Source organism: Virgibacillus sp. Bac332 (assembly GCF_003667785.1).
In the GTDB taxonomy this organism is placed as follows: domain Bacteria; phylum Bacillota; class Bacilli; order Bacillales; family Amphibacillaceae; genus Virgibacillus; species Virgibacillus salarius.
In genome coordinates this window covers 3680054-3702273 of the sequence record NZ_CP033046.1, presented here as the reverse complement: position 1 = coordinate 3702273, position 22220 = coordinate 3680054, and the positions used below count along the sequence as shown (strand labels likewise).

General features: G+C 35.7%; 51 protein-coding genes. 49 read left to right on the top strand and 2 right to left on the bottom strand.

Annotation, left to right across the window (positions count from 1 at the left end; translation table 11 throughout):
- Window positions 1-98: 98 nt before the first annotated feature.
- The 20 genes from D9782_RS17960 to D9782_RS17875 all read left to right on the top strand — a co-directional run bounded on the left by D9782_RS17960 (window position 99) and on the right by D9782_RS17875 (window position 7842).
- A complete protein-coding gene (locus D9782_RS17960; protein WP_121605359.1) occupies window positions 99-284 on the top strand; it encodes a helix-turn-helix domain-containing protein in 186 nt (61 codons plus the stop codon).
- A 237-nt stretch (window positions 285-521) separates the two neighbouring features.
- Entirely contained in the window at window positions 522-1319 is a 798-nt protein-coding gene (locus D9782_RS17955; protein ID WP_121605358.1) for a phage antirepressor, read from the top strand.
- Window positions 1291-1653 (top strand): hypothetical protein, encoded by a 363-nt coding sequence (locus D9782_RS17950; protein WP_121605357.1) that lies wholly within the window; start codon window positions 1291-1293, stop codon window positions 1651-1653. The genes D9782_RS17955 and D9782_RS17950 overlap by 29 nt, the downstream gene beginning before the upstream one ends.
- Before the next feature lie 12 nt (window positions 1654-1665).
- Complete coding sequence (locus D9782_RS17945) at window positions 1666-2145, top strand: siphovirus Gp157 family protein (protein WP_121605356.1); 480 nt, start codon at window positions 1666-1668, stop codon at window positions 2143-2145.
- Window positions 2142-2780, top strand: coding sequence for an ERF family protein (locus D9782_RS17940; RefSeq protein WP_121605355.1), 639 nt, complete (start codon window positions 2142-2144; stop codon window positions 2778-2780). Before D9782_RS17945 ends, D9782_RS17940 begins: the two co-directional genes overlap by 4 nt.
- A 103-nt stretch (window positions 2781-2883) precedes the next feature.
- Complete coding sequence (locus tag D9782_RS17935; protein ID WP_121605354.1) at window positions 2884-3186, top strand: hypothetical protein; 303 nt, start codon at window positions 2884-2886, stop codon at window positions 3184-3186.
- An 82-nt stretch (window positions 3187-3268) separates the two neighbouring features.
- The gene (locus D9782_RS17930) at window positions 3269-3427 is read left to right on the top strand and encodes a hypothetical protein (protein ID WP_162986443.1); all 159 of its coding nucleotides are present in this window, start codon (window positions 3269-3271) and stop codon (window positions 3425-3427) included.
- Window positions 3428-3609: 182 nt separating this feature from the next.
- Window positions 3610-3759 (top strand): hypothetical protein, encoded by a 150-nt coding sequence (locus tag D9782_RS23100; RefSeq protein ID WP_162986442.1) that lies wholly within the window; start codon window positions 3610-3612, stop codon window positions 3757-3759.
- 112 nt (window positions 3760-3871) lie between these two features.
- A complete protein-coding gene (locus D9782_RS17925; protein WP_121605352.1) occupies window positions 3872-4093 on the top strand; it encodes a hypothetical protein in 222 nt (73 codons plus the stop codon).
- A gap of 3 nt (window positions 4094-4096) precedes the next feature.
- The gene (locus tag D9782_RS17920) at window positions 4097-4372 is read left to right on the top strand and encodes a hypothetical protein (protein ID WP_121605351.1); all 276 of its coding nucleotides are present in this window, start codon (window positions 4097-4099) and stop codon (window positions 4370-4372) included.
- Window positions 4373-4383: 11 nt separating this feature from the next.
- Window positions 4384-4602: a hypothetical protein gene (locus D9782_RS17915; RefSeq protein WP_121605350.1), complete on the top strand. Its 219-nt coding sequence runs from the start codon at window positions 4384-4386 to the stop codon at window positions 4600-4602.
- A gap of 2 nt (window positions 4603-4604) precedes the next feature.
- Entirely contained in the window at window positions 4605-4826 is a 222-nt protein-coding gene (locus D9782_RS17910; RefSeq protein WP_121605349.1) for a hypothetical protein, read from the top strand.
- 2 nt (window positions 4827-4828) lie between these two features.
- Window positions 4829-5014 carry a hypothetical protein gene (locus tag D9782_RS17905; protein WP_121605348.1) on the top strand — a complete coding sequence of 62 codons (186 nt, stop codon included), beginning with the start codon at window positions 4829-4831 and terminating at the stop codon, window positions 5012-5014.
- 11 nt (window positions 5015-5025) lie between these two features.
- Entirely contained in the window at window positions 5026-5589 is a 564-nt protein-coding gene (locus D9782_RS17900; protein WP_121605347.1) for a hypothetical protein, read from the top strand.
- Window positions 5582-5887, top strand: a complete 306-nt coding sequence (locus D9782_RS17895) for a hypothetical protein (RefSeq protein WP_121605346.1) — start codon at window positions 5582-5584, stop codon at window positions 5885-5887. The genes D9782_RS17900 and D9782_RS17895 overlap by 8 nt, the downstream gene beginning before the upstream one ends.
- Complete coding sequence (locus D9782_RS17890; RefSeq protein ID WP_240455750.1) at window positions 5884-6132, top strand: hypothetical protein; 249 nt, start codon at window positions 5884-5886, stop codon at window positions 6130-6132. Before D9782_RS17895 ends, D9782_RS17890 begins: the two co-directional genes overlap by 4 nt.
- Window positions 6129-6305: a hypothetical protein gene (locus D9782_RS23095; protein ID WP_162986441.1), complete on the top strand. Its 177-nt coding sequence runs from the start codon at window positions 6129-6131 to the stop codon at window positions 6303-6305. The genes D9782_RS17890 and D9782_RS23095 overlap by 4 nt, the downstream gene beginning before the upstream one ends.
- On the top strand, window positions 6302-6532 hold the full coding sequence (locus D9782_RS17885) for a hypothetical protein (protein WP_121605345.1): 231 nt from the start codon (window positions 6302-6304) through the stop codon (window positions 6530-6532). The genes D9782_RS23095 and D9782_RS17885 overlap by 4 nt, the downstream gene beginning before the upstream one ends.
- Window positions 6529-7311, top strand: a complete 783-nt coding sequence (locus D9782_RS17880) for a hypothetical protein (RefSeq protein WP_121605344.1) — start codon at window positions 6529-6531, stop codon at window positions 7309-7311. Before D9782_RS17885 ends, D9782_RS17880 begins: the two co-directional genes overlap by 4 nt.
- 39 nt (window positions 7312-7350) lie before the next feature.
- The gene (locus tag D9782_RS17875) at window positions 7351-7842 is read left to right on the top strand and encodes a YopX family protein (protein WP_162986440.1); all 492 of its coding nucleotides are present in this window, start codon (window positions 7351-7353) and stop codon (window positions 7840-7842) included.
- 96 nt (window positions 7843-7938) lie between these two features.
- Here D9782_RS17875 and D9782_RS17870 read toward each other — a convergent pair whose 3' ends face one another.
- Together D9782_RS17870 and D9782_RS17865 are read right to left on the bottom strand one after the other, a co-directional pair.
- The gene (locus D9782_RS17870; protein WP_121605342.1) at window positions 7939-8136 is read right to left on the bottom strand and encodes a hypothetical protein; all 198 of its coding nucleotides are present in this window, start codon (window positions 8134-8136) and stop codon (window positions 7939-7941) included.
- 46 nt (window positions 8137-8182) lie between these two features.
- Window positions 8183-8410, bottom strand: a complete 228-nt coding sequence (locus D9782_RS17865; RefSeq protein ID WP_121605341.1) for a helix-turn-helix domain-containing protein — start codon at window positions 8408-8410, stop codon at window positions 8183-8185.
- A gap of 170 nt (window positions 8411-8580) precedes the next feature.
- Here D9782_RS17865 and D9782_RS17860 point away from each other — a divergent pair, with 170 nt between their 5' ends.
- The 29 genes from D9782_RS17860 (at window position 8581) to D9782_RS17745 (ending at window position 22211) form a co-directional block, all read left to right on the top strand.
- On the top strand, window positions 8581-8784 hold the full coding sequence (locus D9782_RS17860) for a helix-turn-helix domain-containing protein (protein ID WP_121605340.1): 204 nt from the start codon (window positions 8581-8583) through the stop codon (window positions 8782-8784).
- A 40-nt stretch (window positions 8785-8824) separates the two neighbouring features.
- Window positions 8825-9616, top strand: a complete 792-nt coding sequence (locus tag D9782_RS17855; RefSeq protein WP_121605339.1) for a conserved phage C-terminal domain-containing protein — start codon at window positions 8825-8827, stop codon at window positions 9614-9616.
- Window positions 9616-10860, top strand: a complete 1245-nt coding sequence (locus D9782_RS17850) for a replicative DNA helicase (RefSeq protein ID WP_121605338.1) — start codon at window positions 9616-9618, stop codon at window positions 10858-10860. The genes D9782_RS17855 and D9782_RS17850 overlap by 1 nt, the downstream gene beginning before the upstream one ends.
- Complete coding sequence (locus tag D9782_RS23355; RefSeq protein WP_205601739.1) at window positions 10857-11306, top strand: hypothetical protein; 450 nt, start codon at window positions 10857-10859, stop codon at window positions 11304-11306. The genes D9782_RS17850 and D9782_RS23355 overlap by 4 nt, the downstream gene beginning before the upstream one ends.
- Window positions 11307-11702 (top strand): hypothetical protein, encoded by a 396-nt coding sequence (locus tag D9782_RS17840; RefSeq protein WP_121605337.1) that lies wholly within the window; start codon window positions 11307-11309, stop codon window positions 11700-11702.
- Window positions 11699-12166: a hypothetical protein gene (locus D9782_RS17835; RefSeq protein WP_121605336.1), complete on the top strand. Its 468-nt coding sequence runs from the start codon at window positions 11699-11701 to the stop codon at window positions 12164-12166. The genes D9782_RS17840 and D9782_RS17835 overlap by 4 nt, the downstream gene beginning before the upstream one ends.
- The gene (locus D9782_RS17830) at window positions 12159-12353 is read left to right on the top strand and encodes a hypothetical protein (protein ID WP_121605335.1); all 195 of its coding nucleotides are present in this window, start codon (window positions 12159-12161) and stop codon (window positions 12351-12353) included. Before D9782_RS17835 ends, D9782_RS17830 begins: the two co-directional genes overlap by 8 nt.
- On the top strand, window positions 12346-12753 hold the full coding sequence (locus D9782_RS17825; RefSeq protein ID WP_121605334.1) for a hypothetical protein: 408 nt from the start codon (window positions 12346-12348) through the stop codon (window positions 12751-12753). The genes D9782_RS17830 and D9782_RS17825 overlap by 8 nt, the downstream gene beginning before the upstream one ends.
- Window positions 12746-13093 (top strand): HNH endonuclease, encoded by a 348-nt coding sequence (locus D9782_RS17820; RefSeq protein ID WP_121605333.1) that lies wholly within the window; start codon window positions 12746-12748, stop codon window positions 13091-13093. Before D9782_RS17825 ends, D9782_RS17820 begins: the two co-directional genes overlap by 8 nt.
- Window positions 13086-13247: a hypothetical protein gene (locus tag D9782_RS23090; RefSeq protein ID WP_162986439.1), complete on the top strand. Its 162-nt coding sequence runs from the start codon at window positions 13086-13088 to the stop codon at window positions 13245-13247. Before D9782_RS17820 ends, D9782_RS23090 begins: the two co-directional genes overlap by 8 nt.
- Before the next feature lie 128 nt (window positions 13248-13375).
- The gene (locus tag D9782_RS17815) at window positions 13376-13753 is read left to right on the top strand and encodes a single-stranded DNA-binding protein (RefSeq protein WP_121605332.1); all 378 of its coding nucleotides are present in this window, start codon (window positions 13376-13378) and stop codon (window positions 13751-13753) included.
- 11 nt (window positions 13754-13764) lie between these two features.
- Complete coding sequence (locus D9782_RS17810) at window positions 13765-14502, top strand: hypothetical protein (protein WP_121605331.1); 738 nt, start codon at window positions 13765-13767, stop codon at window positions 14500-14502.
- Between the two features lie 12 nt (window positions 14503-14514).
- Complete coding sequence (locus tag D9782_RS17805; RefSeq protein WP_121605330.1) at window positions 14515-14859, top strand: hypothetical protein; 345 nt, start codon at window positions 14515-14517, stop codon at window positions 14857-14859.
- Complete coding sequence (locus tag D9782_RS17800; RefSeq protein ID WP_121605329.1) at window positions 14846-15445, top strand: dUTP diphosphatase; 600 nt, start codon at window positions 14846-14848, stop codon at window positions 15443-15445. Before D9782_RS17805 ends, D9782_RS17800 begins: the two co-directional genes overlap by 14 nt.
- Complete coding sequence (locus D9782_RS23085) at window positions 15435-15581, top strand: hypothetical protein (RefSeq protein ID WP_162986438.1); 147 nt, start codon at window positions 15435-15437, stop codon at window positions 15579-15581. Before D9782_RS17800 ends, D9782_RS23085 begins: the two co-directional genes overlap by 11 nt.
- Complete coding sequence (locus tag D9782_RS17795; RefSeq protein ID WP_121605328.1) at window positions 15554-15733, top strand: hypothetical protein; 180 nt, start codon at window positions 15554-15556, stop codon at window positions 15731-15733. The genes D9782_RS23085 and D9782_RS17795 overlap by 28 nt, the downstream gene beginning before the upstream one ends.
- A complete protein-coding gene (locus tag D9782_RS17790; RefSeq protein ID WP_121605327.1) occupies window positions 15730-16191 on the top strand; it encodes a crossover junction endodeoxyribonuclease RuvC in 462 nt (153 codons plus the stop codon). The genes D9782_RS17795 and D9782_RS17790 overlap by 4 nt, the downstream gene beginning before the upstream one ends.
- Window positions 16192-16419, top strand: coding sequence for a hypothetical protein (locus D9782_RS17785; protein ID WP_121605326.1), 228 nt, complete (start codon window positions 16192-16194; stop codon window positions 16417-16419).
- A 15-nt stretch (window positions 16420-16434) separates the two neighbouring features.
- Window positions 16435-16824: a hypothetical protein gene (locus D9782_RS17780; RefSeq protein WP_121605325.1), complete on the top strand. Its 390-nt coding sequence runs from the start codon at window positions 16435-16437 to the stop codon at window positions 16822-16824.
- Window positions 16825-16834: 10 nt separating this feature from the next.
- Window positions 16835-16984 (top strand): hypothetical protein, encoded by a 150-nt coding sequence (locus D9782_RS23080; RefSeq protein WP_158295229.1) that lies wholly within the window; start codon window positions 16835-16837, stop codon window positions 16982-16984.
- Window positions 16977-17216 (top strand): hypothetical protein, encoded by a 240-nt coding sequence (locus D9782_RS17775; protein ID WP_121605324.1) that lies wholly within the window; start codon window positions 16977-16979, stop codon window positions 17214-17216. Before D9782_RS23080 ends, D9782_RS17775 begins: the two co-directional genes overlap by 8 nt.
- Before the next feature lie 11 nt (window positions 17217-17227).
- Complete coding sequence (locus tag D9782_RS17770; RefSeq protein ID WP_121605323.1) at window positions 17228-17728, top strand: sigma-70 family RNA polymerase sigma factor; 501 nt, start codon at window positions 17228-17230, stop codon at window positions 17726-17728.
- A gap of 545 nt (window positions 17729-18273) precedes the next feature.
- Complete coding sequence (locus tag D9782_RS17765) at window positions 18274-19512, top strand: hypothetical protein (RefSeq protein ID WP_121605322.1); 1239 nt, start codon at window positions 18274-18276, stop codon at window positions 19510-19512.
- Complete coding sequence (locus tag D9782_RS17760) at window positions 19505-19813, top strand: hypothetical protein (protein WP_121605321.1); 309 nt, start codon at window positions 19505-19507, stop codon at window positions 19811-19813. The genes D9782_RS17765 and D9782_RS17760 overlap by 8 nt, the downstream gene beginning before the upstream one ends.
- An 11-nt stretch (window positions 19814-19824) precedes the next feature.
- Window positions 19825-20088 carry a hypothetical protein gene (locus tag D9782_RS17755; RefSeq protein ID WP_121605320.1) on the top strand — a complete coding sequence of 88 codons (264 nt, stop codon included), beginning with the start codon at window positions 19825-19827 and terminating at the stop codon, window positions 20086-20088.
- 69 nt (window positions 20089-20157) lie between these two features.
- A complete protein-coding gene (locus D9782_RS23075; RefSeq protein WP_162986437.1) occupies window positions 20158-20298 on the top strand; it encodes a hypothetical protein in 141 nt (46 codons plus the stop codon).
- Window positions 20282-20455: a hypothetical protein gene (locus tag D9782_RS23070; RefSeq protein WP_162986436.1), complete on the top strand. Its 174-nt coding sequence runs from the start codon at window positions 20282-20284 to the stop codon at window positions 20453-20455. Before D9782_RS23075 ends, D9782_RS23070 begins: the two co-directional genes overlap by 17 nt.
- A gap of 66 nt (window positions 20456-20521) precedes the next feature.
- The gene (locus D9782_RS17750) at window positions 20522-20974 is read left to right on the top strand and encodes a hypothetical protein (RefSeq protein ID WP_121605319.1); all 453 of its coding nucleotides are present in this window, start codon (window positions 20522-20524) and stop codon (window positions 20972-20974) included.
- Window positions 20967-22211 (top strand): PBSX family phage terminase large subunit, encoded by a 1245-nt coding sequence (locus D9782_RS17745; RefSeq protein ID WP_121605318.1) that lies wholly within the window; start codon window positions 20967-20969, stop codon window positions 22209-22211. The genes D9782_RS17750 and D9782_RS17745 overlap by 8 nt, the downstream gene beginning before the upstream one ends.
- The last annotated feature ends 9 nt before the right edge of the window (window positions 22212-22220 follow it).

The window sequence follows — 22220 nt, the reverse complement described above, 5'->3', positions numbered from 1 at the left end:
ATATCATTGACATATATGTATCACTTTGATAAATTATAGTTAGCAACAATGTTAAAGAAAATGATTACAAAAAGTAATCACTAAGGGGGTGACTTTGATTGGATGGAAAGAAAATGCAAAGTTTGAGGATTAAAAGAAAGCACACCCAAAAAACATTAGCGGAAGCTACAGGGTGTAGTCGGGCATATATAGATGCTATAGAGAATAATCGCAGAAAACCTTCTATAGGTTTATTAGAAAGATTAGCAAAAGAGCTTAACTGTTCAATTAAGTATTTTTTTTAATCAAAATGATTACTTATATTAATCATAAAGGAGGGTACGCAATGAAGGTTAAATCAGTATTCCAAGGTGACTTAACTAGCAAACAGCAAAAAGCTATTGAATTATTGGCAAAAGCAATACGTGAAGGGAAGTTATAACATGCCCAAAACAAAAACAGATTGGTTCTACGTTGTAAGCTTTGCAATCACAATAGCATTTGTGTATTACACATTAAAAATAAGTTAAGGGGAGAATATGATGAACCAATTAACAAGAATATTTGACGGTAGAAATTTAACAATTATAGAAAGTGAAGGCGAACCCAAGTTTTTCTTGAAAGATGTTTGCGATATTTTAGAAATCGGCAATCCCAGCCAAGTAAAAACAAGGCTAGAAGATGGGGTCATTAGTAATGAGGTCATCCAAGATCGATTGGGAAGAAGTCAAAAAGCAACATTCATTAATGAGGATGGTTTATATGATGTGATTCTTGATAGTCGCAAGCAGGAAGCTAAACGTTTCAGAAAATGGATTACATCAGAAGTGATTCCATCAATTAGAAAACATGGCGCATATATGACACCAGAAAAAATAGAAGAAACTTTATTAAATCCAGATACAATCATTAAGCTAGCTACCAACCTAAAAGAGGAACAACAAAAGAGAGCCAAGGCAGAGCAAACTATTGAAGAACAAAAACCAAAAGTACAATTTGCGGAAGCTGTGGAAACATCTGATACATCTGTATTAGTAGGAGAACTGGCGAAGATATTAAAACAAAACGGAATCAATATCGGTCAAAACAGATTATTCAAATGGTTACGTAACAACGGATTTCTTATTAAGAAAAAAGGAGAAAGTTACAACTTACCAACACAAGCAAGCATGGATAGAGGATTATTTGAAATCAAGAAGCGAGTAATTACGAATCCAGATGGTTCAGTAAGAACAACTAGAACAGCCAAAGTAACTGGCAAAGGACAGATTTACTTTGTAAACAAATTCTTATCAATGGAGGGTGCTAAAAATGGAAAAGTTAGCAAAATTGTTGGGTGAAGTAGAGGAATACATCGGTAATGACGGGATTATGGGAATGAACTACAACATTGAAGACAGGGAATTTCATGTACAGGTAAGTGGCGACACTTTCTTAGACCTAGCAAACAATCGTGTTATGACAGAGTGTCCACGTAATAACAACATGTTCCCACGCGAAGTTCATTTCCATATCGAAAATGTAAAGTTCTTCACCATTTTAAGGGAAGTCGACTACGAACATGATTATGCGCATCTATTCGAAACAACAGACGAGGAATTCGTGACTAGCGGATTGACGGAGCAGGAAGTGATGATGAAAGACTCCGGTCATAAGATGCAAGATTTTATTTAAGGAGGAATAACCATGGCTACTTTATACGAATTAAGTCAGAAGTACAGTCAATTACTGCAATTAGCAGAGGAAGCAGACGAGGCAGCGTTTTTAGACGCATTGGAATACTTGGACGAAGAAATAAACGAAAAAGCAGAAAACATAGCGTTTGTGCTACAGGAAATGAAAGCCGACATTGACAAGATCGGCAATGAAATCAAACGCCTACAAAACAGAAAAAAGACCTTGCAAAACAAGCAAGATCAACTTAAGTGGTATCTAACCAAAGAACTTGACGGACTTGGTATTGATAGAGTTAAGTCGGCAAACTTTAATATATCGTTACGCAATAATCCGCCAAAAGTAAATGTATTAGATGAATCACTAATACCTAAACAATATTTTATCACGAAACAAGAATTAAGTAAAAAAGATATAAAAGAGGCATTGAAAAACGGTGAAGAAATAGAAGGTGTATCACTAATTAGCGAAAGGAGCGTTAATATACGATGATATTTTCAGAAAGCAATAACGAAATAGCACAAGCGTTAGCGAAAGCTTGGGGAGAACTTGAAACACCTAAACATAATTCGAGAGTTAAAGTACAAACAAAGAACGGTGGTTCATATACGTTCGATTATACAGACCTTGCTGGAATATTTGAAGTGGCGAATAAGGTTTACAAGGAAAACGGCATATCAATATTACAAAATGCAAGCACAAAAGAATTAAACGGTAATTTGATGATTTCAGTTGAAACAATGTTACTTCATTCTTCTGGGGAATGGGTTAAGTCAGAACCTTTACAAATGCCATGTAGCACTAGTATGCAGGATATGGGAGGGCAGATTACTTACATGAAACGATATTCCTTGTCTGCGATGCTAGGACTTGCGACAGAAAAAGACGATGATGCAAACGGCGCTAGTGGCAATGAGTACCAAATGCAGGAGAAACCAGCAACCGACAACCAACTAAACTATGTCAATAAACTGTTGACTGACATGGAGAAAAACAGCGATAAATCCAGAGATGAATTATATCAAGGAATTAAAAAGCGCATGGGAACAGAAAAAGATATGGAGCAATGGGCATTTGAAGATGCTTCAAAAGCAATCAAGATATTAACAACCAAAAAAAGTGCATGACTTGGCACGAACTAATCAAACTAGCCCGTGATTTAGGCTATACCAAAGAAGAAGTAAGAAAAATACTGAGGGGTGCTTAGTCGCCCCTACTAGGAGGATATAAATGGACAAGGTTAAGAAAACCCTACTAAAAATCGAGAATGTAAGAGTAATAGAACATGACGACATGAACCTAGCAGTAGAACGCTACGAAACATATTACAATCCAAAAGCAAAGAAAGAAGTATCTGGATGGCGCTTTAAAGGTTACACAGCTTCCATTCTCAAAGCTTTACAGTTAATCCATAACAAAGAGTTACTAATGGACAAAAAAGCTGTCAGCAGTTTAGAAACGCATTTAAAAGAAGTGAAGCGCACGACTAAAAGGGTAATGAACTTTCAGAGTGGTAGACAGATAAATTTATAAGTTAATAGACAAGTAGTTTCTTTAACTTTCAGAGTGAAATCAGGAATTGAAAATACAAGGGCAAGGAGAGGGAAGTATTAAATTGAAACTCGCAATCGAAATAGATTTTTGGTTTGATGGTATGGATGATTGTGCTATTGATGAAATTGAAAAGAGTTTAGATGCAGTTTTCGAGAGTGGGGCAGAATCCACTTGCACGGAATTGACACTATTAAATATCAAAAAAAGAAAGGAAGTTTAACTTAATGTTAAGTATGAAAGGGACGGAAATTTTAAACGTAACGAACGGAAGAGTTCAAGTGGTTTATGATTCTAAAACCAATAGTTGTAGCATTGGTTTGGCAACAAATGAGACATTAGAACTGTATCTCTTGGGGTGGATTTAATCAAATTAGGTTCGATTTTGGAAGAAGGAGAATTCTAATGAACGAAATTAAGAAATGTCCAAACTGTGATATAGAACTAGAAATAAATTATACATCTGATTGGGATGAAAGAGGTCGTGTTTTTAGACCAACTTTGAAATGCGAAATATGTTCATATGGTTGGTTCGTTAATTGGAAAGCAGATTAACCACACTTTCAGAGATTTTAGAACGAGGTGATTTTTAGTGGATTTTCCCACTATTTTCACCTTCAAAGTTAAATACCCCTAAAACATTAGCAGAGATTAAGGAGGCTTTATGATGCAAAAGCATTACAGGAATTTTACTGTAGGTGAATTACTAGATATGGGGTTGAAAGTTTCAGTAAGTAAGCATCGTGTTAATCGTGAAGAAGCCAAAAATATCACAAGAAAATTTGAAGGTACAAAACAAAGTAGTCATTCATTAGATTTTGAAACAGAGATCATTACCGCTAAAAAGAAATTATTTGAAGCGAGTATGTTTGTGGACAAGGAGGTCTAGGAAATGAAATTAAAAATATTTAGATTTGGAAATGATCGTTGCGATTGGGTGTGTCATGAAAGCAAAGAAAAGGCAATTAGTTTTTACGTGTCAATGTGTGGTGGAGATTGCTACAAAGATTTGTTGGAATTTTGGGGAGATGAAGCTGTAACAGAAGAACCTATGGATAAAGCATTTACATTTTACCCTGATGAAGAAACGCCCGATAAAGACACATTTGATAATCTCATTAAGAAATATTGCGATAAGCCGGATTTTTTTGCTCATAGTGAATTATAGGAGGTCTAGGAATGAGTGAATATATTGTCTACTCAACTCATATGAAACCTTCTAAGGTAAAGGGAGAATGGCCAGATATATTCTATGAATACATTGCTGTCGATTCAGCAATAGGGTTTTTCTACACCCTTACAAATGACAGAGAAAATGCTTATATATTCGATGAATCGCAATTAGAGGATGCTCGTTTTATTGCAGATTGCTGGAGAATGAAAATTAAGGAGGTCTAGGGATGGAATTTAGTGACATAAAAAAAGGAGATAAGTTCTTAATAGCACCTAACGATTACTTTATGGAAATTCTAAATTTGATAACAGAAAAAGACCAATTAAAAGGGTTTTCTGTAAGAGTACACAGTCCAGATAACGAGGTATTTATAGATGAATTAACAAAAGATAAATTCAAAAGTATAGAAAACCACTTATTCAAATTACCAGAAGTTAGGGAGGTCTAGAAATGGATTATATTGAAGAGTTAGACACTGGGAATTATACAGAACAGGAAAAGTATTTATATGAAGAACTGAGGAGAAATGGAATGGTAGAGGTAGGGGCAAGGGAAGCGCTGCTTAGCTTCAATATTGAAGACCTTCATGGAGTAGTACATTTCCTTAAATTTTATCGTCACTATCTAGCAAATTAGGAGGTGTATGTATGGAAGATGAACGTACAGAGATAGTGTTGACATCAGAAGAATATAGACATCTTATCAAACAAATAGAACGAGTACCGGAATTAGAAGAATCCGAAAAATGGCTGGTGAAAATCAGAGAAATGATATGTGACGAAGACTATAGCCCCGGCGTTCTTGAATACGCAGCAGCTTGTCCGGAAGGTGTACACGATATGGTAAAAGAATTATATGACTATTTTCAGAAGTTGGAAGAACAATTATATGAATCCGAAGAGAGCACATATCAAATACAAATTCAATTCCTCGAAAAGAATCATGATTATAATCAAGCCGAGAAAGAAAAGCAATGCCTTGAAGAACGTGTACAAGAATTGGAGAAATGTAAAGAATTTTTCCGAAGAAACCTAGTTAAAGCTAAAGTTGACGAGATTGTTTCGAGAAGTGAAAACCAACGCTACGAACAGATAACAAAAGATTTAAGAAAGCTGTGTGACGATTACCGAAACGGCTTTGTAGGCGAAATTACAGATTCGTTTTTGGTTGACCGAATAATCGAAACTTTGAAAGGGGAAGCCAATGGATAAAATATGCGAAACACATGGGCGTTTAAGGTGTAGCGAGTGTAATTATGTGGGAGAGTTAGAAGAACGTGTGAAAGAGTTAGAGAAAGATAATAAGCGATTGAGCGACTTGAATCATTACAATAATTTACCAGCCATGAAGTCAATGCTTGAAGAGATTGAACAATATAAACAGATTTTGGAGTTTTATGCGGATGAGGATAACTATTTTAGACGAGTGATTCCACCAGTTATTGAATCAGAAGTAGTACAAGATAAGGGAGAAAAAGCACGTAAAGCATTGAAAGGAGTAGAGGGATGAGTAATCTGAACGGTATACAGATGAAATATATAGTAGTGAAAAATGAGGATATCGAGAAGTATTTGAATAAAAGCGATAAACAGTTATTCACTAATTGTGTAGGTCAAATTCAAATGAGTAGGGAGATTGAAGGAAGGGACAATCCCACGTATTTAGTGATCAATACAGACGAACTCTATGCAGATGAGGTCATTGATATCATGAAGAAACATGGTCACTGGGGGATGAAAGGAGAATCGGAATGAAAACAATCGTATTCCGTCACAGAACAGGAGTAGGTGAACATGATATTGATGAACAAGAATTCGAGTTTGAAGATGATACTCCAGAAGAAGAGATAAACAAAGAATTTGCAGATTGGGCATGGGAGCGAGTCATGGATGACTTCACTTGGTATGAGAAAGGAGTAGAGGAATGAACTACAACAAGCAATATTATAAAGACATTCCTCTACGGTTGATTAAGCGTAACTACAATAAAATGAAAGCTAAACGCTTTGTAATCAATGACACCAATCAAAATGTATGGATTCCTAATAAACATCTGGAATCGGACGGAACTATAAAGAATGGCGAGAATCTGGACTATATCTTTCGTAGAGCTAAAAGACAATTAGAAATAGCGTTGGAAGGAGCGGAGGAATGAGTAAGGTAAAACACATCATCTTCTACAGTGGTGGTTTAGGGAGCTGGATGACAGCAAATAAAGTAATTCAGAAATATGGAAAAGAAAACGTGGTATTACTGTTCACTGATACGCTCATGGAAGATGAAGATTTATATAGATTCCTTGATGAAACAGAAAAAGACTTTGGCGTCGATATAACTAGAATAGCAGATGGAAGGGATGTCTGGGAGGTATTCCGAGATGTCAGATTCATAGGCAATTCAAGAGTGGCTCAATGTTCTCACAAATTAAAACAAGATAAAGCGGCGGAATGGCTAGAAGGAAATTATGCATCAAATGAATGTGTTCTTTACCTCGGTATTGATTGGACAGAACAACATAGGAAAAAGTCGCCAATTGAGAACTGGTCGCCATATCAAGTTGAATTCCCATTATGTGAAAAACCTTATATCAATAAGATTGACATTATCAAAGAGTTGGAAGGTAGAGGCATTAATATCCCTAGACTATATAATATGAATTTTTCTCATAACAACTGTGGAGGTTTCTGTGTAAGAGGCGGACAAGGACATTTTGTTAATTTGTTGAAGCAAATGCCAGAAAGATATAAATACCACGAGAAAAAAGAGCAAGAAATGAGAAGTTATTTAAACCGTGATGATATATCTATCCTCACCAGACAAAGGAACGGAAAAAAAGAGCCTTTAACACTTAAACAATTAAGAGAAGAATACGAAAGTGGATCGCAACAAATTGATCTGTTTGATATAGGAGGTTGCGGATGCTTCGTAAGTTAAACCAACCCTCCCTTAATGGGAGGTAAAGGAGGCAATGGAATGAGAGAAATTAAAGTAAGAGGTTTAGTAATTGAACCATTAGCGCATGGAGGTAAGTGGATTACGGGTGATGATGAATACCATGATATTTATATGAATCATGCTGACAAGTTGGCGTATATACAAAATCATCAAGTGCATTATGAATCCATTAGTGAGTACACAGGATTAAAAGACATTGAACAATTCGACGAACCCAAAGAATTATATACAGGTGACATAGTTAGTATGCACCAGTTCTTGTTTGATGGAAATGAAGTGGAGAACGAAATTATTGGTGTTCTTGACTACGACGAGGAAGTCGCTGCTGTTTGTTTAACCAAAATAAATAATGATTATCTTCAAAAATACATGGGATACGAGAATGACGAAGTTGGATTTAAACGAGAAAAAATTCCAGTGTGTATGTTCTACGGACTACATGAATGTAGTTGGACTTATCTAGGCAACACACACGACAATCCAGAACTACTAGAAGGCGTAACGTCATGACAAAAGAACAATTACGCCAAATCGAAAAAGCCATAGGTCAACCAGTAACCATAGCTTTATTAGAGGAATATAAACGTGTACATGTAAAGGGGGTGATTAAGCCTTAGCAAGTTTAGCTTTCTTCTTTTCAACAAGCGCAGCGTATTTAAGACCATATACAATTAATTGTTCAATAGCAGTGCTGCGATGGTCTATTCTTTTACCGAATTTGTAATCGTCAACAGCTTCAAATAATTCTTTTTCTAATGAAATTGTAGTAGATGGTCTAGATGAATCTTTTCTATAGTGTGCCATATTGTATTCTCCTTTATTTTTTATATTAACGTATTACGGCAATACATTAGTTTTCTTTAGTTAAAACAAATAGTTCAGATATTTCACAGTCAAGAACTTCACAAAGATCAGCAATAGTATCGTAGTGAATTTGGTTATTCTCATTATGATAAAAACGATCTAAAGTACGGCGAGCGATTTTCTTATCATGTTGTTCAAATATACGTACTAATTCAGAAATACTTTTAATTCCTTTTTCAGCCATAATAATTGCTAAACGATTTTTAACTTGCATTGTTCCTTCACTCCATATTAATAATTTTTATTTTCTTGTTATTATATTTTATGCAATGTATCTAAAAATATACTAACATATTTATAAATTTTTGCAACTTTTTTCTTGTATCGCTTGCTAAATTTACTAACATGTTATAAAATAGTATCAAGATGTTAGGAGGTGAATAAATGAGAGTACGTAACCGCCTAGGATTGTTCCTTCAAAGTAATAAGATTTCAGCATTACAACTTAGTAAGGAAATCGACATCAATTACGCAGCAGTAATGAAGTTTTACAATGAAGAGTACAAGCAGTTCAAACCGGATTTAATTGTAAAACTTTGTGAATACTTCAATTGCAACATAGAAGATCTTATCTACTTAGATGATTAACAACAAAACGGAGTGAAGGAATAAAGGGGGTGATTAAAGATTGGCGAAAGAAGGCTTCATTAAGTTATACAGGCAAATACAAGATCATTGGATTTATGAAGAAAAAAGGAAGTTTTCAAAATTCGAAGCTTGGATCGATATGCTAATGTTAGCTAACCACAAAGACAACAAATTTGTTTTAGGTAATGAATTACTTGAAATTGAAAAAGGCCAGTTTGTGACAAGCGAATTAAAGCTAATGGAACGTTGGGGATGGGGGAAAGCGAAATTAAGAAGTTTCCTAAAAATGCTGGAAAAAGATGAAATGATTATCAAAAAATCAGACCGCAAAAAAACCACCATAACCATATGCAATTACAGTGTTTATCACGAATACGAAACTAATAACAGACCGCAAGCAGACCATGATAAGACCGATAACAGACCACGAGCAGACACAAACAAGAATGTAAAGAATGATAAGAATGTAAAAGAAGAAATACCTTATGCTGAAATCGTGAATTACTTGAATGAAAAAGCGGGAAAGAAATTCAAACCGTCAGCTAAGAAAACAAAAGAGGTCATTCATGCTAGGTGGGGAGAAGGGCATAGGTTAGATGATTTTAAACAGGTGATAAATGTTTGTGTTGAAAAATGGAGTGGTCAAAGATTCAGTAATGGACAGAACGGTGATGATTATTTACAGCCTTCCACTTTATTTAATGGTAAATTCGATGAACGTCTGAACTGGACAAGCAAACAAAAACCAAAAACAGCAGAACGCAAAAAGTCGCCAGAGCAGTTAGAACAAGAAAGGTTATACAGGGAAGCGAAAGAGAGGTTAAACACCTAATGAATTATTTAGAAAAAGAAATCCTAGGATGTTTCCTAAAAGATAATTCTTTGCTACAAGAAACAAATCTATCAATCAATCATTTTGAAGAATCGCATCATAAACAGTTATTCAAAACTATGATAAAACTGTCTGAACAACAAAAAGCAATCGATCACGTTTCCTTAATGACTGAACAACCAAAATTAATTGTTGGTCTTGGTGGTCCCGAATACATCTTAGACATAGAAACAAAAGGCAATCCAGATAACTACGACACATATGAGCGAGACTTAATAAAGCAATACAAGGAAAACACAACGGATCAGATTGTTAAAGATTGGCTTTCTAAAGAAAAACGTGATAGCAGACAGTTGCTTGATGACATTGAAAAAATAAATGATGAAGGTGAAACAAAAGAGGTTGATATCACAGGAATATTAGCAGATATGCATGACGAAGTGAATAAACCTAAATCAAGTTTGATAACAGGTATACCGAGCGGATTAGAAAGTTTGGATATGCTTACGAGCGGATGGCAACCACAGACGAGCATCATTGTTGGGGCAAGACCTTCGATGGGTAAGACAGCTTTAATGCTAAAGTTCATGTTATCAGCAGCGCAAAATGGCGATGTTCCAATCGTATTTTCACTTGAAATGTCAGCTAAAAGCTTACTAAGACGATTGACTACAGCTATTGGGAAAATAAACGGATTCGAGGCTAGGAATCCACAGAATATGCAACCATCAATGCAAAAACAATGGATGAATGCTGTTGGAGAATTAAGTAACTTGGACTTTGAAATATACGACAACTCGTTTCAGACAATCCAGTATATACGATCTAAAGTAAGAAAGGCTCAAAAGAAATACAAAGGAAAGCGGATAGTGGTTTTCATTGATTACTTAACCCTCATTGAAAATACAGGTAACTTTACTTCTGATCACGCAAAGGTAACAGACACTAGCAAGAAGTTAAAGGCTATAGCTAAAGATTATGACATACCAGTTATTACACTAGCCCAATTATCAAGGGGAGTTGAACAGAGGCAAGACAAACGACCTATGAATAGTGATTTAAGGGAATCTGGAAGTATCGAACAGGATGCGGACTTAATTCTATTACTTTACAGGGATAGTTATTACAACAAAGAAAGTGAAGTCCCAAATGAATTAGAAATAAATTTATCCAAACATCGAGAAGGTGCAACAGGAGAGGTGAAAGTAAACTACAACCGATCTACGGGGGTGATTGTAGCTTGACGATAAAAGATTACTATGAATTTGCTGTAAGGAACGAAATGACAGACTTGTATGTATTAATCATGTTCCTTGTGTACGAAAAAAAAGTCTTGTCCTTTGATGACGCAAAAGACAAGATCATGTTCTACCTTCAAGATAAGTTCAAACCTCGAATGAATGAACTTATCACCGAATACAAAAATAAACTTAATATTAATTATAAACCATGTGTATTCGAAGTGCAAGTGCAAAGTAAGGCTTATCAGACTGTATACATTTTGGCTGTCAATGAAAAGCAAGCGACTTCTTATTGTTTCAGTCAGATGTACAAGCCTATTGATATGAGTATATGCGATCCAGAACAACTTATGACCAAATACAATAAAAAAAATGAACCGATAAATTTAACGATAAAGCAGTTAAGAGATAGAGCAAGTGAAATCCCATCATTTCTAGGAGGTTATTGAATGTATGAGGATATCGAACAAACAGCAGTATTTCTAATGAATGCCATAAAAGATATACCAAAAAGATACGAACGTAATGAAACGATGATTAAAAAAGCAGAAAGAGAAACACAAGATTTGCTTCATACAGCAGAACTAACGAACTTCAATGCTTTTGAGGGGTACACGATTTCGAAAGAGTTAAAAGAAGTAAGGACAGCAAGAAGGAATTTGAAAGATGAAAATGATCTGCTTGTCCAATTAAACGGAATTATGAAAAGGATGCAACCGCATGTTAAGGAACTAAATGAGGCAATAGGAGCTATTAAAAAAGAGAAAAGAAGACACAAACAGCGATCTTATAAATGCAGAGTAAGAAAGGATTTACAAAATAAATTTTTGGAGGTAGCGAAATGATTCCTAAATACTTCGATTTTTTAACGCAAAAAATGCACGGAGAAGAAAGATACTTCGCAATGCAATGTGATGAAGGTTTTGCTGTATATGATAAAAGAAGGGGGAAATTCAGGGGGTTTTATACTGATGTAGAGGTTTCTGAAAAATTAGGTACAGGTGATTGGTTAATGATTCAAAAACTAAATTCATCCCAGAAAACATTCGAATCCAGAGGAAAACAAATAGGGAAATTAGTTGATGAAAAAAACAAACAATACGGTGATGCATTTAGTAAATCTGGTGACTTCTTAAAAATACTCTACCCAGACGGAATAAAACCAGAACAATATAAGGACGTATTGGTACTTGTAAGGATATTTGATAAGCAAATGAGGATAGCGAACGGTAATCAAGGCGAAGAAAACGCATATCAAGATATAGCAGGATATGGCATTTTAAGCAGTGGAGGTAATGAAAATGAGTGAACATAGAGTGAAAATTGATTATCAAGATTTGATCGTATTCGTTGAACGGATTGAAGAAAAGGCAATGGAAGATGATTGCGTAATTTCTACTATTGATGAACTGAAGGAATACATGGAAGAAAATCATTGCGAGGGATTTGAAGTTATTTCTAGATATCCAGATAAAAGGAGTGAAACAAATGAGTAAATGGCTTACTACAGGTGAAATGATAGATCAGTTGAAGGTTGGGGAAGTTGCGGAAACTAATGAACAAGCTGGTTTAAGAGTTAAATACACTAAAGAATGTGGACTTATTTATGTTAATGAGCATGAAGTAATAGATCTTGATAACGGTAAGGAAGGTAGAGTTTTTATAACTAGCGATTATATTAAAAACATGAAATGGCGCATCCTACCAAACTATGTATCTTTTGAAGAAGCTATGAAGGCTGGAAAAGAAGGCAAGACAATTGCATATCACACTCAATACGACAAACACGTTATAGAACCTATGGAACTAAGACAATTTGCGGTAGCAAGTTTATCAATACAAGACAACGGATTACTTCATATGTTCGAAGGCAAATGGACGATAGAAAATGTATAGCAAAGAACAACAATTAAAATCAAAGCGAATCAAACCAAAACGAGGACAGCTTACAAAGATAACGCAGAATGTCAGAAAAGAAGTGTTAGAACGGTCTGGCGGATGCTGCGAACGATGCGGAAAGCATTCATCTTGGGGCATGGAAATGAGCCACTTGGTACAAGCTTCACAAGGTGGACGAGGGGATTTGCCTTCAAACATAGTCCTTTTATGCGGACCGAGTGTACAGACAGGAACATGCCACCATTTCGCAGATCATACAAAAGCTGGTAGAGAATGGCGAATGGAAATGAAAGACAAGCTAGAAAACTATTATTTAGGCGGTGGAACACTTGATTAAATATGGCATTCGAACAAATGGAATGATAGCTACGAAATACGATACACCAGAGGAAGCTTATCGAAATGCGCAGTATCTCAATGAAGAAACGGATTTTTTTCACGAAGTAGTTTTAATTTACCCAGAGCAACAAATTCATACAGTGATACGCTAACAAAAATTATCACGTATCACAGCAAGCCTTTATATTATGATTACATTATTTTCACACAGATACCCATTATCATATTACCGTCAAATGGTTGATATGGCAACGGGAACATATATTCGGGAGGAATTCACATGTATAACAATATTACCTTAGTTGGCCGCTGGGTGGCTGATACAGAAATCAGAGTTGCAAACAACGGAACAGAAATCATGAACGGAACTTTAGCTGTAAGTGATTCATTTAGAAAAGATCACACAGATTTCATAGACGTAACCGCATTTAAGCATTTAGGGCTCAATACGAACAAATTTACGTCAAAGGGTAGCAAAGTATTAGTGAACGGTAAATTACAGCAAGAGCGCTGGGAAAAAGACGGACAGAAGCGTAGTAAGCATGTTGTAATTGCTAATCAGATTGTATTCCTTGATGACAAGAAGGAATCTGGTGGCATTCCGGCGAGCGAAGGAACGGAAATTGATATGCCAGACGATAGTTCATTGCCATTTTAGGGGTGTAACCAATGAGATACGACAAAGCAACCAAACAACAATTAATTCAAATAGCACTTAATGAGCCATGCGGAACGGACATAAAATACAAAGCTTGTAAGGAGTTGCAGCGCAGGCTGTATACTCCTTCAAGTTTAGAAGATATGGAGGAATATACAATGAACTGGGGTGATGATCGAATTGAACAAGGCATTTGGGAAGCGATGGACAAATTAGAGATAACTAGAATGCCAACCCGAACGGAACTCAAAGAACTGAAAGGTGGACAATCCTTAGCAAAGGAAATCTCATTAACCAAAAGTTTCAAGGGATGGGCGGAATATTTAGGAATAGACACAAATTACAGCAGAAGACAAAAAAATGAGTACGCATTTTACCAAGGAGATAAATTTTTATTCTTTGACACTATTAAAAACGGTGCTAAGAGATTAGGAGTTACGTATAACGCAGCTAAGTATTGGACAACAAAACAACATGAAAAGAGAGTAAGTGATGACGGCATGCATCTTGTTTTTGTTGGAGCAGAAGGTGATTACAGAGAAGATTATATATATTGGGATAAAGGAGATAGCGAAATGAAAGCATCTGAACTAGAAAAGGAACGAGTAAATGCACACATGGTAGAACAATTAAGACAACTAGGATGTAACGATATAGACGGATTAAGCTACGAGGAAGCAAGAAGAAAATTACAAGCGGAACGTGCTAAGAATGTGGTTGTAAAGTCACCTCATGCAAGTTGGTTCTAAGGAGGTTAAACAATGAAAGCTTGGCACACTCAAGATATTAACGGAGAAATGCAAGAAATTGTGTTCGCAGAAACTAGAGCAAAAGCGATATATCAAAGTGAAGCTTACGGGTGGACTGATTATATAAACGTAAGAGTTAAAAGGGCAAAGTACGCTGATGGTTTAGAAGGAAACCCCAAACAATTAAAACAGAGTATGTTAGAAAACGGATGGTGGTTTGAGTGTGATAGTTGTTCTACACATGTAGATATCGATAATTTAATAAATCAACCAATTGTAATCAATAACGGAAAGGTAATGTGTGATACGTGTTTCAATAAAAAATTCAATCGGAGGTCAAACAATGAACTTAGATAAATTATTCCCCATTCAAAAGGAATTAGATACAAGGATAGAAAGAGAAAAAGGTCTGGAAGGACAGAACTTGCTAGATAAAAAGATTCTTGCTCTACAAGTTGAATTAGGCGAGTTAGCAAATGAATGGCGTGGGTTTAAGTTTTGGAGTAATAAACAAAAGCCACAACTCGCATACAACAAAGGTTGCGATGAATGCATTGGTGGTATTTCTAAGTTATCTCCTTTATTAGGGCCATATAGAAAGTGTGAGTATTGCAGAGTTGATCCACTCCTAGAAGAATATGTAGATTGCCTACACTTTATTTTAAGCATTGGGTTGGAAATAAAATTAACCATGGAAGACCACGTTAAGTGGAGAAGGGCTACAGTAGTTGAACAATTTAATGACTTGTTCGGTTATACATCGGACCTGTTTAAATCATCTGATGAAGATTGGACAGCAGATGAGCAATTCAATGCTTATGAGGAATTATTTGCTGGGTTTCTTGGTTTGGGAGACATGCTAGGATTCACCGCAGAACAAATAGAACAAGCCTACCTTGATAAAAACAAAGTGAACCACGAAAGGCAAGCAAATGGATACTAAAGAACGCCTATCCATCATAGAACAATTAGCACTAATAACAGGATATAACAGATCGGTATTTGAAAAGATGTCAGATAAAAAACTAATGCAGGAACTGGAGGAACGATTATGGATAAACAAACCAGAGGAAAATTAAACTATGAAATTGTAAAACGAGATAATACGATAAGAGAATTACAAGAAACGCTAGATACAAAGGATGAATCTATAAAAACGCTGGCAAGCTTTTTAACGGTAAACTTAGCTTCATTTATTATACTACTAATCTTTACGTTGGTGATTCTATGAATTATGTCGGCATTGATCCTAGCACATTAACAGGCATATGTGTACTGAACGAAAACGGAGAAGTAATCACGGTTGATGAGGTCAAAACGAAAGTCAAGGAAGAACCACAGCGATTTATGGACTTAGCAGATAAAGTGATCTCTTATATCGGACAAGGTGACAGCGTAACGATTGAAGGATTTTCCTACGGTTCAAGAGGACAGGGAGTGTCTACCCAATATGGCATTGGGTGGGCAATCCGGATGAAACTAGTCGAATTACAAGGAATGGATTATATATACAAATATACGGATGTAGCACCGAGTGCATTAAAGAAGTTTGTTACAGGTAAAGGGAATGCTTCTAAAGATATCATGATGCGTGATGTGTTCAAAAAATGGGGATTTGAAAACAACTCGAATAACATATGTGATGCTTATGCATTGGCTAGATACGGATTAGAAAAGGGGATGGAATGAATGGACGTGAAAATAAAAGTAACCTCTATTCTTACTACTGAGACGCTGGATGAAAAGATAACATATGTTAGATTCTCTGCTGAATTTTATAAAAAGCCGTTTATGCTTATGAATAAATTTATCGGTAGAAGAATTGATGCAAAAATGCACGATCAAGTAATAATGCTACCCGGTGAAATATCCAGCGTTAAAGATGCTAAGTGGTTAATCACGCAATTATTCAATTAGAAAAGTGGTGATTAAATGAAAAAATCCCAAATAGATGAACACCTAAAGGAAATACTTTTTTATCAAACGCAGCTAAACCAACTAGGCGATGACATGTACATCATAAGAATTGAATTGCTATCCAAGCAACTGGTATTCATAGGCAGGCTTGCAAGTGCATTTTCGGAGCAATACAAGAGGATTTATGCTACACGTAAGCGAGTGTATGCGGAAGCTGAAATAAACTCACCACCGCCACGAAAGGCACATGCTGAACTAGCTGTATCCGACTTAAGAGAAGAAGAAGCTGAGGCATACGGAAACTATAAACGGTGGACAAATGCTTTTGAGAGTACGAGAGAAGAAATCCAAGCATTGAAATATAAAGTCAAAATTGATATTGCTGACGGCAATAGTCAAGGGTAGGAGGAATAACATGTTTTTAACAATTATGGTGTTAGCTATAGCAATGGGTGCTGGTTACTGTTTAGGTGGATTGGTTGTATTTAAAGCAATCGGAAGAGAATTAAATAAACATGGTTTTAAATTAGGAATTGGTTTTAAGTGGGGGAAAACAAATGATTAGTTTTTGGATATTAATTTACTTATTATCATCGTGTTTATCTTGTTTAATTGCCAACGAAGCAAACAAATACGATGTCGATAAATACGGTTCTGAATATAAAATTTCAAAAAAGAAATTAATACTCATCGGCTTTGTGATGACACCAGCTTCGATAATAGGCGTTTTATTAATCTCTTACTTAATTGTTAGTATAGAGGACACATACAACTGGTTTGTAACCTATTTACCGTAAGGGGGAATAACATGCATTGGGTGGATAAGATGCTATTAGAGTATAAAGAAGGGCGTAGGGATCTAAGAAAGCAGTTAAAAGGGTTAGGGGATACAGAAAAAGATCAAGAAGATAAAACATTGTTAAACAGCATGATAAAAGACATGAGTTTTATTATTGAATGGTTGGAAGTTGGTAGAATGCCAGATTTATATAGAGGTGTAGACAAAAGGAGTGCATATCAAAAGAGCGCATTAGTTAATATGGATTTATTCCCTTGCTTGGAAATCGAACCAGAAGAAAAACCATTAACTGATGATCAAAAAAAGATAATATTGGATGTATTAGCTAGATTATCCATAAGAGAAAGAGAGTGTTTCATACTAAGTAAAGCTAATAGAAGGACTCAAGAAGAAATAGCGGAGGAACTCGGTATTAGCAGAATGGCTGTAAGGACGAATCTCAAAAGGGCAGAGGACAAAATCGAGAAATATATAAAAGGGGGGAAAAAAGGCATAATTAAAATTTCTTGATTTGTAGCCATTTTGTAGCCATTATCCGTATTATTTATAGATAGACCTTTTTAATATATCATAGTTTTATATCATAGGTCAACAACAAAGATGGCAGCGACGTACTGACATTATTAAATGGCCCAGTAACACCTTGCCGGCAAAGGTATCTAAGTTACTAAAAACAAGTCAGAGCATGTCTCTTTCGGGGATTGCGTTTAGGGTTTAGCAATCCGTTATTTTTATAAAGCACTTGGAACGCTATATGTGGTCTGGGTGCTTTTTATTATTACTAATAAACTCACAATGCCTCTTAACAATGCGGAACAGGGTGAGTCTAATCGACGTAGTGGCGGAATAGGTAGACGCTAGATTCCATTGAACCTCGCTGAAAGGCAGGCAAAGCCACCCATAACAGGCTAAGGTAGTCACGGTGTGCGTATTGGGGTGGTAGAAACCCGTGAACCATGTAAGGTGCAAATCCTTACCTACGTCATAAATATTATTTACTGTGGAGCGTTTGAGGGACAAAGAGAGTCTCTTGCAGGAGGGGGCAGAGAACAACAATGATATGGGATAAAGAGAAAGATAAATATTTAACTAGCTTAATAAACAACCACGGAACAAAGTGGAAACTAATTGCTGAAAAGATGACAGAGCAATTCAATGAAGTATTCAAAAACGAGCAAGTGCGCGGAAGGTGGCGTACTGAATTGAAATATAAGAAACCAGAGATTGATCCAAGAGATAAATTTGGAGTCAAAAAGGTAAAAGATAAAAAGACAGGCGAGGAAGAAGTAGAGCGGTTAATTGAAGTATCTAACATAGACGATAAAGATGACGACTATATACTAGAAGCACATGGATATGATCCTTCAAAGTGGGACATCATTAACCATCAATTTAGTATGTGGAATCATTACAACAAAGAGTTAACAGAGCCTAAAACGTTATACGCAAGTAAGATAAAAGTAGCACCTAAACAAAAAGGTGTCGACTGGAATAGATTTATTACTGCGATAGAAAACAAAGAGCCATTAGAACCAATTGAATTCAAAGGGAAACTTCCAGAAGAAAATACATATTTAGAAATCCCTTTATTCGATTTACATTTTGGAATCAGCACATTAGAGCATTACAAGAAAACACTACAAAAGACAACCGCATTACTAGATGAATCACATCTTGAGGTATTGTTCATAATAGGACAAGATCTTCTACACAACGATTCATTCAGAGGACAAACCGCAAACGGGACACAGATAGATAAAGTCGATATGGAGAAAGCTTGGGAAGAAGCTGAAATTTTCTACAGAACACTAATTGATAAGGCGTTAGATAAATCGCTTAAGGTAACTGTTATTTATTCAAAAGGAAATCATGATGAATCAATGGCTTGGGCGTTCGTTAAGAATTTGAAAAGCATATATAGAAAGAATACTAGAATTACATTTGATACTAAATTTAAAGAACGTAAGGCGCATATGCTAGGCTCAAACTTCATAGGAACAACACACGGAGACAAGAACAGAAAGAATGCAGCGTCTAACTTCTCGGTAGAGTTTCCAGAACTGTGGGCGATAGCAAAAACAAGAGAAATACACATGGGTCATTTACATCGTAAGAGAACTACCAAACAACCAGTAGAAATAACAATTGATGAAAAAGGTGTTATTGTACGTGAACTAGGCACAGGGAACGAAACAGATCAATACCATGAGGACAATGGTTTCAATATGGCACATAAAGAGTTTGAAATATTTGAGTATACCGAAACGAATAAGAGGTGTATTTATTATGTGTAAACTAATCAAAGCAACCAGAACAAAAGGTAATGTACATTACAAAACATTGCATACTGGTTTGTCTATAGAAATAGCTAGAGAGTTACAAGGTATATTGAATATGCAAAACACAGATAAGCGCATTACTTATTTTATAGATCGTGAACCACAAAACAAGAAACTTTCAACAAAAGAATTTAGTGAAGCGATGAATGCATTCGGGAAAGGTTTAAGTAATAGCATTAAGAATCTTCGTGAAAGGATGTCTATTAAAAGAGAAGTTAAGCAACCAATTGAATATATAAATGAATCGTATAATTAAGGAGTGATTAAATGAAATACAGAAAGAAGCCAGTTGTTATAGAGGCGATTAAATTTGATGATAAAACCGAAACTTTGGTAGCTTTAACTGAATTCATGAATGATCAACCAGAGATAGTAATAGGATACGAAACGAAGAAGCCTATTCTTAAAATTGAAACATTAGAAGGAACGATGACAGCAAATGAAGGTGACTACATTATCAAAGGCGTGAATGGTGAATTTTATCCATGTAAGCCAGATATATTCCATCAAACATATGAAAAAGTAGTATAACGATTCGTATAATTAAACTTGACTTAGACATACCCCCTATTCATATACTATAGCTTAGGGAGGTGCATCGTGTTTGGTGGAGACTTTGAAAAGATAATTGAAGATGATGAACATATACTTTACAGGTTATCTTGGTATGTGAACGGTGAGTATAAAGAGAAATGGATAACAAAGCGTAAAGACGAGTTGGAGGATGACGGTTATGGATAAGGATTATATACAAAAGCTTATTGATGATCTCGTTGGATATCAAAAGAAAAATAAGATATTAGGATATGGACTAGAGCGCCAGATGATTAAGAGTGATAGCGGTCCGGGTTATGTTTACGGCGATGAGATATACATTAAATTTACTATAAAGGATTAATAACATATAAAGAGGAGACATCCAATAGGGTGTCTTTTTTATTTGGGGAGGGAGTGACTATGTAAAATGGCTCAAGGGAAAAAGATAAGTGATAAGAAGCGCTCGCAGATAAAAGCACACTTATTAGAATGTGGTAACGTAAGACAAACAGCCAGAAAATTTAAAGTAGCGGAAGGAACTGTAAGGAAAATACGAGATGAATCAGACGACTTTGCGGAACTTCACGCACATAAAAAGGAACAATGGATTAATGAAGCATGGAAAACAATTAATATGTACATCGAGCATGTTCAAACTGATAAGGTTATCCAAAAGACAGGCGCTAGAGATTCTGCAATATTGATCGGTACATTACACGATAAAATGATTAAGAACACAGAATTAGAGTTAAAGCGTGAGGAATTAAATTTAAAACGACAGGAATTAGAGAAGAAAGACAAAGCACCAGAAAAGCCAAATATACAAGTTTATATAGATGCGCTTAAAGGTGAAATGAAAGAAGTATTTGAGGATGAATAAAGGATTTCAATTCAAGCCATTTTCTAAGAAACAAAAACAATTGCTTATGTGGTGGATGGATGGTTCTCCATATAAGGATCATGAAATGGTTATAGCTGAGGGGTCAATCAGAGCAGGGAAAACAATTGCTATGATCGATTCTTTTTTAATGTGGTCGAGCACAACACATGAAGGTGAATCCTTTATTATAGCTGGTAAGTCTATAGGCGCATTGAAGCGTAACGTATTAAAGCCTATGTTTGAGATATTACAAGCTAAAGGCGTACCTTATAAGTATCATCGTTCAGATCACTATATTCAAATAGGAACGAATACTTATTATTGCTTTGGCGCAAACAACGAATCATCACAAGATGTATTACAAGGGTTGACAGCAGCAGGAGCATATCTTGATGAAGTGGCTCTCATGCCTAAGTCGTTTGTTGATCAAGCAATAGGTCGTTGTTCTGTGGAAGGATCACGATATTTCTTCAACTGTAACCCAGCAGGACCATACCATTGGTTTAAAACAGAGTTTATAGATAAAGCAGAAGAAAAGAAAGCTTACTTATTGCATTTTACAATGGATGATAATCTTTCGTTATCTGAACGTGTTAAAGACAGATTTAAGCGCATGTTTAGTGGCGTTTTTTATAAACGATACATTCTAGGCTTGTGGGTAATGGCTGAAGGGATCATATTTGATATGTTTTCCGAAAGCATACACAAGGTTAAAACGAAAGGCAGAGCATACACGAAGTTTTATATATCTATCGACTATGGCACGCAGAACCCTACAACATTTGGGTTGTGGGGGCTTTTTAATGGCGTATGGTACAAGGTTAAAGAATATTACTACGATGGCAGGAAAGAAGGCAAACAAAAGACTGATGAAGAATACTACAATGATTTAGTTGACTTTGCACAAGGTTACCAGATAGCAAAAGTCATTATTGATCCATCGGCAGCATCTTTTATCACAACAATACGTAAAAAGGGAAAGTTCACAGTGAAGAAAGCTAAAAATGATGTATTGAAAGGTATAAGGAATATGGCAACGGCTTTGAAAGAACAAAAAATACTTTATAACGATTGTTGTATAGAAACATTTAGGGAGTTTTCTTCTTATGTCTGGGATGAGAAGGCAACCGAACGTGGAGAAGATAAGCCGTTAAAACAAAATGATCACTGTTTAGACGCAGATAGATATTTTGTAAATACGATAGTGTATAAAGGCGGTATGAAGATACTAAAATAAGGCAGGTGA